Raw genomic sequence first — 13,694 nt, 5'->3', positions numbered from 1 at the left:
TTTATGAAAAGTATTACCATATTTTGTGGTTCCAGTTTTGGCACAGATGATATTTACAAAAAACAGGCTATCTTACTGGGACAAACATTAGCAAAACAAAACATTCAATTGGTGTATGGCGGTGCAGATGTCGGATTAATGGGAGCAGTAGCAGATGGGGCCTTACATGCAGGCGGAAAAGTCATCGGTGTTTTGCCTTACTTTTTGCAACCCAAAGAAATTGCCCATAAAAACCTTACGGAGCTTATTCTGGTGGAAAGCATGCATGAAAGAAAAACCAAGATGAATGAGCTGTGTGACGGAGTCATTGTTCTTCCCGGAGGTTATGGAACACTGGAGGAATTCTTCGAAATGATTACATGGGCACAATTGGGACTTCATCAAAAACCCATCGCAGTGTTAAATATTGACGGTTTTTACGATGACCTGATTAAGCTTGTTCAAACCATGGTGAATAAAGGATTCTTAAAGCAGGTTAACCGTGACATGCTGCTGATGAGTGATAACATTGATGAATTACTGGAGAAGATGAGAAATTATCAGGCTCCTACGGTTGGAAAGTGGATTTCTAAAGGAGAAGTTTAATACATTTGCAGTATCAAAACTTACCACCCATAAAAGAAATATAATAATGAAAAATATCATTTGATGTTGAATGAATAGTACAATAATGAGATCGATATCCTTATTATTTTTATTATTTTTTGCCAGCAATATCTGCATGGCACAGCAAGAATCGACAAATACTATCATCAAAGAATACAGAGGTGATTTAAATAATGATAAGATTTCGGATATAATAATGATTGAAGCTGCTAAATGTGGGTATTATGATGATGAAGCGCGATGCAGAATAGTTACAATAAGTTTACTCGATAAAGATGGATCGTCTTTATTTTCTTTCTATAGTCCGAATATTATTCCTTGCTCATTTTGTGATGACCATAATATTAGTACCCTTAAGAAAGTAAAAATTAGAAAAAATAGTTTTTCTTTTATTCTGATTCATAAACTTATTCCTGAAGAAACTACAATAACAGAAACAATGAATTTTAAGTATCATAAAATTGTAAATAATTTTATTCTTCAAAAAAAGGTTAGAACAATTAAATCCTATAAAAATGGCAATGTTGAATTTAAAACACAAATTCAAACTCCCAAAGATTTTGGACAGGTTTATTTTTCTGATTACAGATAATATTTTTGACTATAAAAACAAAACTCCCAAAGAAAAATCTTCGGGAGTTTTTTATCATTTAAATTAAAAATTTTCTAAGGATACGGAGCAATCTCCACTTCAAGCCCCTCCATTTCAGGCATGATATGCAACTGGCATCCCAATCTGCTGTTATCTTTCACATGGAAAGCTTCTCCTAACATCGCATCTTCTTCATCACCCATCGGCTCTAAACCGGGATCGTTAACTACATATACCTGACAGGATGCACACATCGCCATTCCTCCACAAACTCCAATCGTACCCTCTTCAGCAAGCTCATATGAACGGATGACTTCCATTAAGTTCATGGACATATCCGTTGGAGCAATAATATCGTGGCTAACCCCTTCTCTATCGGTAATTTTTATATTAATATCACTCATTCCAGTTGATCATTGTTCTTTGTTCGTTGATAGTAACAGCCAGTTTTTAACTTGCAACTGACCAGCCGTCAACTGACAACTAATTTAGTCAATTTTTTTCACAACAGCTTTCTCTGCTTCCTTACGGCTTCCGTCGAATCCGTCTACTCCACTTACGGTTGTATACTTTAAAACGTATTTTTTACCAGGATTTAATCTGTTGTAAACGCTTTGGCACATTAAAGTAGCCTCATGGAAACCACAAAGGATCAGTTTTAATTTTCCGGGATAAGTATTGATATCTCCGATGGCATAAATACCATCAATATTCGTCTGATAATCTAACGCGTTGTTCACAACAATTGCATTTTTCTCGATATTCAGTCCCCAGTTTCCGATCTCACCCAATTTTGGTGTTAATCCGAATAAAGGAATAAAATAATCTGTTTCAATATCGTACGCTTCCTGACCTTCAACTTCTACAGTGATCGCTTCAACTTTTCCGTCACCCTTGATCGCTGTAACTTCAGCAGGAGTAATTAATTTAATCTTTCCTTCATTTTTCAGATCCTGAACTTTCTCTACAGAATCCAAAGCTCCCCTGAACTCATTTCTTCTGTGGATCAAAGTGACTTCACTTGCCACATTGGATAAGAAAATACTCCAGTCAAGGGCAGAATCTCCACCTCCGGCAATAACTACTTTTTTGTTTCTGAAATGTTCAGGCTCTTTTACAAAATATTCAAGGCCTTTTTCTTCATAGTCAGCAATATTTTCAATAGTTGGTTTTCTAGGTTCAAACGTGCCTAAACCTCCTGCAATCGCAATGGCTTTAGCTCTGTGAACGGTTCCCTTATTGGTAATTACTTCAAACCATTCATCATCTACTTTTGTATAAGAAACAGCCGTTTCACCTAATGTGAATCCTGGCTGGAATTGTTTGATCTGTTCCATTAAATTATCTACCAATTCTCCCGCATTTACCGATGGATACCCCGGAATATCAAAAATAGGCTTTTTAGGATAAAGCTCTGCCAATTGTCCTCCCGGTTGAGGAAGTGCATCGATGATATGACACTTCATTTTAAGTAAACCTGCTTCAAACACAGCAAAAAGCCCGGTTGGCCCGGCTCCTATGATCAATATATCGGTAGTTATCATAATAATAAGATAATTTAATTATATGCGTATCTGCAAATTTACTAATTTTAATGCGAAGCATATTTAATTGAGTCTAAATAAAAACCTGAGATTTATCAAATAGCTTCAAAAAAATAAAGATATTCAATTTGGCAGCCTTTTTGTAAAATTCAAATTATGAAGAAAATTTTAAATATCATTACCATATTCATATTCTGCTTCGGTTTTGGACAGATAGACAATATTGCAGACGGAGAATCGATCACTTTCAGAATCCATTATGGGTTTCTGAATGCAGGAACAGCCAACCTCACCACTCAGAAGACCAACTATAAAGGAGTCCCCCATCTTTATGCTAAAGGAACCGGACAAACAACAGGTGCCGTAAAAGCGTTCTTCAAGGTAGAGGATCTGTATGAAAGCTTCATTAATACCAACACTGGCCTGCCAAGCTTTTATGTGAGAAACGTAAAGGAGGGAGGATACCGCCAACACTTTGAAACCACTTTCAATCATGATAATCATACATTAATCCTAACAGATAAAAAGAATCCCGCCAATGGTTCTAAGGTGATAAAATCTGTAAAAGGCGTTCAGGATATGCTTTCCTGTTTTTATTTCCTGAGAAGTAAAAGTCCCGGTGAGCTTAAAGTAGGCACTGTTATCAATATGAATGTCTGGATTGATGATGAAATGTTTCCGTTCCAGCTGAAAGTGATCGGAACAGAGAACCTGAAAACCAAGTTCGGAACCATTAATTGTTTAAAAATTATTCCGTCTGTGAAAAGCGGCAGGGTATTTAAGGAAAAAGAAGGCGTAACGATGTGGGTTTCCAATGATGCCAATCACATACCGGTTCTGTTAAAGGCAGAATTGGCCGTAGGTTCCTTAAAAGCAAGTATCGAAAGTTACAAAAACGTAAAATTCCCTTTAAAGTTTACAAAATAAAGAGATAAATTTTTCCAATATAAAATGTCTGCAAAAAAAATGCAGACATTTTTTTATAGGATATGTAATAGATCATAAAGTTGGATTGTCATGATTGTATAACACTAAGAAACATGAAAACCAGATTACTTATTATTATATTCTCCATCTCTTTTTCCCTTATTTATTCACAGAAAAAAGATCAAGACAATATCATACGAAAGAAAATCACCATTACCAAAACCTCATCATCACCCAAAATTGATGGCATCCTCGATGACCCGGAATGGCAAAATGCTCCCATAGCTACCGATTTTATTGAGAGAAATCCCAACAATGGAAAACCACAGGCTGATTCTATAAGAACGGAAGTGCGGATTTTATATGATGATACGGGAATTTATTTCGGGGCTCAAATGTATGACCCTACTCCCCACAAAGTAGCTAAAGAGCTTACGGAAAGAGATGGAATCAATAATGATGATTTTTTCGGAGTAACGCTGAACGGATATAATGATAAACAGCAGAGCCTGGAATTTGTAGTCACCGCTGCAGGAGTCCAGTTTGATGCCAAAATGACCAGTGACGGTGAAGATGAATCCTGGAATTCTATTTGGTACAGCGGAGCCAAAATCAATGATAAAGGTTGGGCCGCAGAAATAAAAATCCCTTATTCGGAACTGAGATTTCCCGGCAGCAATGTTCAGGAATGGGGAATGAATATGTTCCGCAGGATTCAAAGGATAAAAACATCCTATGACTGGAACTTCGTGGATAATCAAAAAAATTCCTACACTTTATTTGATGGAATCTTACAGGGGATTGAAAACATCAACCCTCCTACCCGGCTATCTTTTACGCCTTACTTCTCTACGTACATCAATAATTTTGACGGAAAAACCACTTCAAGCTTCAACGGTGGAATGGATGTAAAGTACGGCATCAACGATGCCTTTACATTTGATATGACCTTGATTCCGGATTTCGGACAGGCTAATTTTGACAATTCAATTTTAAATTTAACTCCTTTTGAACAGCAGTTTTCAGAACAACGGACATTTTTCACGGAAGGAACCGAACTTTTCAGCAAAGGCGGAATGTTCTATTCCAGAAGAGTTGGCGGTGAGCCTACAGCATACCCCGTTACCAATGAAAAGGAAGAAGTCCTGGAATATCCTGCAAAAGTAAAACTGTTTAATGCTTTTAAAATATCAGGAAGAACCAACGGCGGATTGGGAATAGGTTTTTTTAACGGAGTAACCCAGAAAATGGAAGCCACAATCCTTAATTATGAAACCGGCGAAAAAAGAAAAGAAGTGGTAGAGCCCTGGACGAATTACAGTGTTTTGGTTTTTGATCAAAGGTTTAACGGAAACTCTTCTGTTTCTTTAGTCAATACCAATGTAACAAGAGACGGCAATTTCCGCGATGCCAATGCAACAGGGATTCTTTGGGATATTAATAACAAGAAAAATATTTATAAAACATTTGGTAGCTTAAAAGGCAGTTGGGTAATGAACGGAGAAACCAAGTTTGGAGCCCGCGGAGAAGCCGGATTTGAAAAGATTGCCGGAAAAAACCGTTTTTCGATTAACGGGAATGTGACGACAAAAGACTGGAACATCAATGACCTGGGATTTTCTACGAAAACCAATTTTGCCAATTACAATGCATGGTATGGGTACAGAATTCTGCAACCTACAGAAAAATTCAACAATATCTACCTCAACTTCAATATCAATTATTACCACAGATTGGAACCTTTTATATTTTCCAATCTTATATTCAATAATAACAATAGCTTCACAGATAAAAAATTCAGGGTTTTCGGAGGGGGAATTGAGTTTACGCCTTTCGGGCAGAATGATATTTATGAACCCCGAACTTTCGGAAGACATCTTAAAGTTCCCGGATATTTCGATTCATGGGTTTGGTTTGAGAGTGACAGTCGAAAGAAGCTCCAGTATAATTTCACCGTGGATTATTACGCCTTTAATGAAAAAGGAAGGAACCAGGTTTTCACCAATTTCGGGCTTCGTTACAGGTTTTCAGATAAATTTAATGTTCACTGGACCTTCAATCCAAGTTTCAGTAATAATGAAAAAGGGTTTGCCGGAAAAAATGATACGGATATTTTCATCGGCAGAAGACAAAGAAACACTTATGAAAATGCTTTGACTTCAAAATACACTTTCAATGAAAAAATGGCTCTGTCTTTAGCTTTCCGTCATTATTTTTCAGATGTTACCTATAAACAGTTTTATACGCTTAATCAGGATGGAAGCTTAACAGATACTTCTGACTTCGATAAAAATTTAAACGGAACCTATAATGCTTGGAATGTTGATTTAAGATTTTCATGGTGGTTTGCACCGGGCAGCCAACTGACTCTATTGTACAGAAATGCCACGTCCAATTACCTTGAAACATCAAGATTAAATGTGAAAAACAATTATGATGTTCTTTTCAATGAACCGATGGTAAATAATTTTTCTTTAAAGCTGACTTATTTTTTAGATTATAACACGGTGAAAAGCTGGGCGAAAAAGAAGAAAACTGAAAAAAGTTAATGAGAAAGTGACAAGAATCTATATTTGGCGAAAAGAAATTTTCCATTTCGCATACTATAAAATAAGCAAAAATATTCATAAAAGTTTTTAATTACGTTTTGTTTCTTAGGTCAGTAATTAAAAACAAAAAGCCTCCGGAATTTCCGGAGGTTTCTTATTTTTCTCATTTGTGTAAATGTGGTCTTTAATTCTTTTTTATCATTTGTGTTTATGTTCAGAATCAAAGATCATATTAATAATTTTTATTTCTCATTTGTTGGTACAAAGATATTAATAGATTAGTTTTCATCACTTGAAATGACCTAGATATATGTCGATACAATTGTAGATGTTTTTCTATAAAACGGTTTAATCATTTCAGCTTAATTAATTAAACAGACACCCCGGATTTTTTGAAGAATTTTTTGGTGAGTCACTGAAAATAAAAAAACCTCCGGAAATTACGGAGGCTTCTGTTTTCATCATTTGTGTTTATAAGTTCTCTGATTCTTTTTCATCATTTGTGTTTTGTTTGAAATCAAAGAATATTTTTAATTATTTGTTATAATAATTTTCATTCCTTATTTGTAATACAAAGATATTAACAAATAAGTGCACATTACTTAAAATAACCTAGATATATATCGTCAGGGTAATAGATATTTTTCTATAAAAAAACCTCCGGAAATTCCGGAGGTTTGATTTTTATAATGTTTTAAACTGTTCTAGCGTTCTGATATCATTTTCAAAGAACATTCGGATGTCGCTCATTTGGTAGAGAAGCATTACGATTCTTTCAATTCCCATTCCGAAAGCATATCCTGAATATTTCTCGGCATCGATATTCACATTTTTCAACACGGCAGGATCTACCATTCCGCAACCCATAATTTCCAGCCAACCTGTTCCTTTTGTAATTCTATAATCAGTTTCAGAGTTTAATCCCCAATATACATCGATTTCAGCACTTGGCTCTGTGAACGGGAAATAAGAAGGCCTCATTCTGATCTTAGACTTTCCGAAAAGCTCTGTAGTAAAGAACTGGATCGTTTGTTTCAAGTCTGCGAAACTTACGTTTTCATCAATATACAATCCTTCAATCTGATGGAAGATACAGTGAGAACGTGAAGAAACCGCTTCATTCCTGAATACTCTTCCGGGAGATAAAATTCTGATGGGAGGTTGGTTTTCCTCCATATAACGGATCTGCACAGAAGAGGTATGGGTTCTTAAAAGGATGTCCGGATTCTGCTCAATGAAGAACGTATCCTGCATATCTCTTGCCGGGTGATATTCCGGAAGGTTAAGGGCCGTAAAGTTATGCCAGTCATCTTCAATTTCCGGTCCGTCTGCAACCGCAAACCCGATAGATTTGAAAATCTCAATAATTCTGTTTTTAACAAGATTAATAGGATGTCTTGAACCTAAATCCAACGGAAAAGCAGGTCTTGTAAGATCTTCCTTCTCTACTGCAATAGAAGATTCGGAAGCGTTTTTCAGATCTTCCAATTTTACAGCCACAGCTTGTTTCAGAGAGTTGATCTTTTGCCCGAATTCTTTTTTCTGATCATTAGGAACTTCTTTAAATTTTTCGAAAAAATCATTCAGAACTCCTTTTTTCCCATTATACTTAATTCGGAAATTTTCTATTTCCTCTTTTGATGTAGCATTGAAACTGTTTACTTCGACTAATAATTCTTCTATCTTTTCTATCATTCTTTTACCCTTTCAAAAATGTTTTGCAAAAATAAGGTTTTTCGGTGTAATAATTTTCTTTATTTGTCATAAAAAAATCTGCCCCTTTATCGGAGGCAGACTTCAATCACTTATTTCACTTAAATAAAAAAATTATTTTTTTTCTAAAGCTTTGATGCTGATCTGAAGAGTCACCTCATCTTTAATCACTCCATTCTCTGCAGGAGCCTGGAACTTCACGCCAAACTCTTCTCTTTTAATATCTTTGGGCTCAGTAGCAATGCTCACTTCTCCTTCTTTTACGGAAACATTGGCTTTAAACTGAGCAGGTTTTGTAATTCCCTTGATGGTTAAATTCCCATCCAAAAGTGTATTGTAATCCCCTTCCGTTGCCGGTGTAACTTTGGTAATTTCATAAGAAGCCGTTGGAAATTTCTCTACTTCAAAGAAGTCACCGCTTTTCAGATGTCCGTTAAGCTTTCCTAATTGCTCTGCATCATCTTTAAGGTCAACAGAAGTCAGGGAACCCATATCTGCAACAAATTTTCCGCTTTCAAGCTTTCCGTCTTTTACCGTTACATCACCGGTTTCAAACTTAATGGTTCCGAAATGGCTTGTACTTTCAGATTTAAATATTTTATATCCTTTCCACTCCACTTTACTGTTTAAAGTATCCAACGTATACTGAGCTCCTTCTTTTGTCGTTGTAACTTCATTATTCTCACTGGCAAGAGGCTTGTCTTTTTTACAGGAAATAGTGACAGCGGCAATAAAAAGGCCGGGGATAATCAGGGAAAACAGTTTTTTTCTCATTTTTGATATTTAAAATACTCCTGCTAATATAATAAAAAATTTCGTTATTTTATAAAAATAGTACATTTGTAATATGCTATTAGAAATAAACAATCTACATTTTTCATATTCCAAAGAAAAACCTCTGTTTCAGAACCTCAATCTGAGATTTGAGGAGGGTAAAATCATTGCATTGGCGGGAGAAAGCGGATGCGGAAAATCAACATTATTAAGTTTGATTTACGGACTTTTAGACTGGGAAGGCGGAGAGATTATTTTTAACGGCACCCGGCTTTTGGGCCCGAAAGGAAACCTGGTTCCGGGAGAAGCCGAAATGAAATTTGTAGCACAGAATTTCGACCTGATGCCTTATGCTACTGTTGCTGAAAATGTGGGGAAATTTATTTCAAATATCAACTTAACCAAAAAAAGAGAAACTGTTCAGGAACTCCTGCAAGTGGTGGGATTAGAAGAATTTGCTCATGTTCTCCCTAAATATTTAAGCGGCGGACAACAGCAAAGAGTGGCTATTGCAAGAGCTCTTTCCGTAATGCCCCAATTGCTTATCCTGGATGAGCCTTTTAGTAATCTTGATTTTTCGAGAAAAATAGAGCTTCGTGAAAGACTGTTCAGATATGTGAAGCAAAATAATATCTCCCTGATCATTTCCACTCACGAACTGCAAGACATTATCCCATGGCTGGACCAGATCGTGATTCTCCAAAATGGAAGACTGATCCAAAACGAACATCCTGAAGAGACATATAAGAAACCCTATAACTCTTATGTTGCCCAACTTTTCGGGGAAGTAAATATTTTCAATGAAGATGAAATCAGAGACTTCGGGCTTTCAAAATTCTCATACTACCCTCATGAGATCAGAATTTCTGATAACGGTATAGAAGCGGAAGTTCTGGAAAGCAGATTTGCCGGAAACCATTACTGGAATAAAATCAAAGCAAAAAGTAGAGAATTGATAGTCTATACGGATAAAAAGCTGAATGACCCAATTCAAGTTTCATTCGCATAAAGTAAATTATGGATTGCTTTTAGTTCTTTGTCCCTTAACAGATTTTGCAGCCTTGTCACCATCTACGCAACCATCAGATTTACTATCAGTTAATGTTAATTTGTGGATAAAAATATTAAACATAAGAAGTGGTTTTTAAAACTTTTTCTTACATTTGTATTTCTACAGCATAAGGAAATTTTTGGTTAATTCTCTTTCTGCCTCTGAGACGAAAATTAGCAGTACTGCAATCTAGTCTTTGAAAGATTACACTGTCCAATTTTTTCCTTTTTTTATGGCTTATAATAAAAAATGTGACCCTGAAGACACATTTTCATATTGAAATCTTAAGCTTTTTTCACAAACTCTGACTTTAAAGCCATGGAGCCGAATCCATCAATTTTACAATCGATATTATGGTCGCTGTTGAAGTTCAAACGAATGTTCTTCACTTTCGTTCCCGCTTTTACAGGTTTTGGTGCTCCTTTTACTGGTAAATCTTTAATAACCACTACAGAATCTCCATCCTGAAGCTCATTCCCGTTTGAATCCAATATTTTTCCTGCATTGGCAGCTTCTGTGGCTACTTCTTCCGGGTTCCATTCATGAAAACATTGTGAACATACCATCATATTATCACTCGGATAAGTAAATTCGGAACCACATTTCGGACAAAGTACAGTATCACTCATATTTTAATTTTTTGCAAAGGTAAGTAAATTTAAAAGTTATGAATAATGAGTGACCGGATTTACATTAATCAATACAAACTCATAACCCTTATAACTCATCTGAAACTCTCAACTTTAATTCGTATTTTTGCAAATTGAAATAGCAGAAGCAAAAATTTATGGAACTTATACACAGAAATCTGGCGATCGGTATTCACGATGCATTACAGGAAACGTTTTTTGAGAAAAACAAATATGCAGATAAAGTGATTGAAAGGCTTTTGAAAGCCAATAGAAAATGGGGAAGCCAGGACAGAGCTGTTGTTTCTGAGATTTTCTATAATATCATCCGCTGGAAGAGACGCCTTGAGTATTATATGGGAGAAGGCGTTAAGCCCGGAAACGTATACAAGCTTATCCTTGCTTATCTGCTTTGGAGCGAAACAAATTATAAAAAATTCGAGGAATTTGACGGAATAAAAATCGCGGATATCCTTACAAAACTTAAAAAGGGAACAGTTCCTACCAAAGCAATAGAACATTCTATTCCGGACTGGTTAGCAGAAACTTTAGAAAAGGAACTGGGAGCCGGCTGGGAGAAAGAAATGAAAGCTTTAAACGAGCAGGCTCCAACTGTTTTAAGAACTAATTCTTTAAAGACTTCTACAAAAGAGCTTATTTCAGACTTATCAGACGAGAATATTACAGCTTTTAGCATTAAAAATTATCCTGATGCTGTACAATTGGAAGAAAAGAAAAATGTGTTCCTGACGACAGCTTTCAAAGACGGTTTGTTTGAGGTTCAGGATGCGTCTTCCCAGAAAATCGGGTATTTCCTGGATGTAAAAGAAGGGCAACGAGTAGTGGATGCGTGTGCCGGAGCAGGAGGAAAAACACTTCACCTGGCTGCTTTAATGCAAAATAAAGGACAGATCATTGCCTTAGATATTTTCGAATGGAAATTAGCGGAACTAAAACGCCGTGCAAAAAGAGCCGGAGCCCATAATATTGAAACAAGAATGATCTCGGACAATAAAGTAATTAAACGTCTTTATGATAAAGCAGACAGACTTTTAATTGATGCCCCATGTTCAGGTCTCGGAGTTTTAAAAAGAAACCCTGACAGCAAATGGAAAATTGATCAGGATTTTATTGACAGGATTAAAAAAGAACAGCAACAAATTCTTCAGGATTATTCAAAAATGCTTAAAAAAGGAGGAAAAATGGTATATGCCACATGTTCTATTCTGCCTTCTGAAAACAATGAGCAGGTAGAAGAATTCTTACGAAACAATCCGGGCTTCAAAATGATCAAGGATGAAAAAGTAATGCCTAGTCAAGGGTATGACGGTTTTTATATGGCTTTGATCGAAAGGATTTCATAGCAAAAGAAACTTACAATATATTATAATGAACTACTCTATTTTTTTGGAGTAGTTTTTTTTATGATAAATCCTTGAACTACAAAATTCAGCATCCATTGAAAAAACAAAATTCTTGTAAATTTTACAGTTGAAATAAAATCCCGGATATATCTATTTTAGACAAGCGACTGTAACTTTATTGCCAATATTTCAACTTATTCATTAGAAACTATTTTTGAAATTCACAAAGTTGATATTCCGCCTAGTAAAATTTATCTTTGTGAGAAACCAACTTTATCATGCACAAAAGAATTTTACAGGTCTTTTTTATCGTCTTGTTTTGTCTGAATTATGCACAGACCTACGAAATCCAATATTTAAGTTCCAGCAACGGAAAAGTATCCCCGGAACAAACTCCTACCCTTGTCTGGGTGAATGAAAAGGAAAATTTTATTTTAAATAATAAAATCAGGGCACAGAAAAGCGATTATCCTTTTGAGATCACTAAAATCGAAAAACCTTCCAACACTATTGTATCGTATGGCTTTCTGAAGCAGGGAGAAATCATTTCCACTTCCGACACGGAATCTGTGGGGAAGCAGACATTTGAATTGACTAATGAAACCAAAAAAATTCTAGGTTACAACTGTAAAAAAGCAGTTACCAAAATAAATTCCAACACCATTGAGGTGTGGTACACCAATGATTTAAAAATTAATGGCGGTCCTTCAAGCTTAGGCCAAAAGCTTGGCTTGGTGCTGGAAATTGAAAGAAATAAAAATTCCGCCATTACAGCCAATTCTATTAAAAAAGTAAAGAAGACCAATATTGAAGATATTTTAAAGGGTTCGATTAATACGACCGATGTTCTCGGGTACAGAGATTTATTATGGAAAAGCAGGTTTACGACTTTAAAGGTATTTGAAAATGAAACCATTAATTTTTCTGATGAATCAAAATCTGATGAAAACATTAAAAGGTTTGCGAACGGAACAATTATCCTTAAAAAAGTAAAATTTCCTAAAATTTCTGAAGGTGAAAATATCTTTGTTGAACTAAAGCAACAATCAAACGGGGACGCGTATGACAGAACGGGGACCGTATTCTTTATTCCACAGGATAAGTCTCAATCTTTTTTTGACGGATTGGAAAAAGGAGCAAAAACGCTGCCCGTTTATGATAATGGAAACGGAAAACAATACAATGGCGTTATAGCAACAGAAAACTATAATCCTGCTGTTGAAATGATGAGATTCTTTACCGCTTTTGGAATTGAAAAATTCAATCATATCCAACTAAAAGGGAAAAACTGGCAGAACATAAGCCCCTTCCGTCAGGATGTTACCGAGCTGAAGCCTGAGCTCTCCGAGAAAGAGATATGGGTGGGTACATTTATTGGTAACTATGATAAAGGAGGCCACAAAGTGAGTCTTGAAATTACAATTCATAAAAGTGATCAGGGAGTCAATAAAAACAACAGGGTAATTCCTTTGTTCAATACGGTGAACATCATGGAAATGGCGGGACAGGAATATGCCACCATGTTCAATAATGATAAAGGCCTCTTCGTTGAATTTACCCTGAAAAAAGATTTAAAAAGGGCACAATTACGCTATATTACTACCGGACACGGAGGTTGGGAAAACGGAGATGAATTTGTTCCTAAGGCCAACTCCATCTACTTGGATGGACAAATGAAATTCTCTTTTGTGCCTTGGAGAACAGATTGCGGCTCTTATCGCTTGTATAACCCGGCTTCAGGGAATTTTCCGGATGGACTTTCCTCTTCGGATTTGAGCAGGTCCAACTGGTGTCCCGGAACCATCACGAATCCTGAATTTATCTCTTTGGGAGATCTAAAAGCGGGTAAGCATACTATTCAGGTAAAAATTCCTCAGGGTGCCCCGGAAGGAACAAGTTTCAGTGCATGGAATGTTTCAGGAGTGTTAATAGGTATTGAATAAAA

Annotated in this window: 12 protein-coding genes; 7 read left to right on the top strand and 5 right to left on the bottom strand. The window is 36.0% G+C overall.

Annotated elements, in window-relative coordinates:
• The first annotated feature begins 3 nt into the window (after window positions 1-3).
• Window positions 4-585 carry an LOG family protein gene (locus tag BCF58_RS07175; protein ID WP_121461137.1) on the top strand — a complete coding sequence of 194 codons (582 nt, stop codon included), beginning with the start codon at window positions 4-6 and terminating at the stop codon, window positions 583-585.
• A gap of 136 nt (window positions 586-721) precedes the next feature.
• Window positions 722-1,198 carry a hypothetical protein gene (locus BCF58_RS07170; RefSeq protein WP_121461136.1) on the top strand — a complete coding sequence of 159 codons (477 nt, stop codon included), beginning with the start codon at window positions 722-724 and terminating at the stop codon, window positions 1,196-1,198.
• Window positions 1,199-1,272: 74 nt separating this feature from the next.
• On the opposite strand, the gene BCF58_RS07165 is transcribed toward BCF58_RS07170, so the two are convergent.
• Entirely contained in the window at window positions 1,273-1,602 is a 330-nt protein-coding gene (locus tag BCF58_RS07165; RefSeq protein WP_121461135.1) for a 2Fe-2S iron-sulfur cluster-binding family protein, read from the bottom strand.
• Between the two features lie 84 nt (window positions 1,603-1,686).
• Window positions 1,687-2,742 carry an NAD(P)/FAD-dependent oxidoreductase gene (locus tag BCF58_RS07160; protein WP_121461134.1) on the bottom strand — a complete coding sequence of 352 codons (1,056 nt, stop codon included), beginning with the start codon at window positions 2,740-2,742 and terminating at the stop codon, window positions 1,687-1,689.
• A gap of 156 nt (window positions 2,743-2,898) precedes the next feature.
• Here BCF58_RS07160 and BCF58_RS07155 point away from each other — a divergent pair, with 156 nt between their 5' ends.
• Window positions 2,899-3,669 carry a DUF3108 domain-containing protein gene (locus BCF58_RS07155; RefSeq protein WP_121461133.1) on the top strand — a complete coding sequence of 257 codons (771 nt, stop codon included), beginning with the start codon at window positions 2,899-2,901 and terminating at the stop codon, window positions 3,667-3,669.
• Window positions 3,670-3,782: 113 nt separating this feature from the next.
• Window positions 3,783-6,218 (top strand): DUF5916 domain-containing protein, encoded by a 2,436-nt coding sequence (locus BCF58_RS07150; protein WP_121461132.1) that lies wholly within the window; start codon window positions 3,783-3,785, stop codon window positions 6,216-6,218.
• 684 nt (window positions 6,219-6,902) lie between these two features.
• Here BCF58_RS07150 and pheS read toward each other — a convergent pair.
• Window positions 6,903-7,913, bottom strand: a complete 1,011-nt coding sequence (pheS, locus tag BCF58_RS07145; RefSeq protein ID WP_121461131.1) for a phenylalanine--tRNA ligase subunit alpha — start codon at window positions 7,911-7,913, stop codon at window positions 6,903-6,905.
• A 132-nt stretch (window positions 7,914-8,045) separates the two neighbouring features.
• Window positions 8,046-8,705, bottom strand: a complete 660-nt coding sequence (locus BCF58_RS07140) for a YceI family protein (RefSeq protein ID WP_121461130.1) — start codon at window positions 8,703-8,705, stop codon at window positions 8,046-8,048.
• A 73-nt stretch (window positions 8,706-8,778) separates the two neighbouring features.
• On the opposite strand from BCF58_RS07140, the gene BCF58_RS07135 reads away from it, so the two are divergent.
• Window positions 8,779-9,714 carry a sulfate/molybdate ABC transporter ATP-binding protein gene (locus BCF58_RS07135; RefSeq protein ID WP_121461129.1) on the top strand — a complete coding sequence of 312 codons (936 nt, stop codon included), beginning with the start codon at window positions 8,779-8,781 and terminating at the stop codon, window positions 9,712-9,714.
• A gap of 326 nt (window positions 9,715-10,040) precedes the next feature.
• On the opposite strand, the gene BCF58_RS07130 is transcribed toward BCF58_RS07135, so the two are convergent.
• Window positions 10,041-10,385, bottom strand: coding sequence for a zinc ribbon domain-containing protein YjdM (locus BCF58_RS07130; RefSeq protein ID WP_121461128.1), 345 nt, complete (start codon window positions 10,383-10,385; stop codon window positions 10,041-10,043).
• A gap of 158 nt (window positions 10,386-10,543) precedes the next feature.
• Here BCF58_RS07130 and BCF58_RS07125 point away from each other — a divergent pair, with 158 nt between their 5' ends.
• Entirely contained in the window at window positions 10,544-11,749 is a 1,206-nt protein-coding gene (locus tag BCF58_RS07125; RefSeq protein WP_121461127.1) for an RsmB/NOP family class I SAM-dependent RNA methyltransferase, read from the top strand.
• Window positions 11,750-12,027: 278 nt separating this feature from the next.
• Entirely contained in the window at window positions 12,028-13,692 is a 1,665-nt protein-coding gene (locus BCF58_RS07120; RefSeq protein WP_121461126.1) for a GLPGLI family protein, read from the top strand.
• Window positions 13,693-13,694 lie beyond the last annotated feature (2 nt).

Origin of the sequence: Chryseobacterium defluvii (assembly GCF_003634775.1) — a bacterium.
Classification (GTDB): Bacteria; Bacteroidota; Bacteroidia; order Flavobacteriales; family Weeksellaceae; genus Chryseobacterium; species Chryseobacterium defluvii.
Note: the sequence above shows the minus strand (reverse complement) of the source record. Positions and strands in the feature narration are given on the sequence as shown.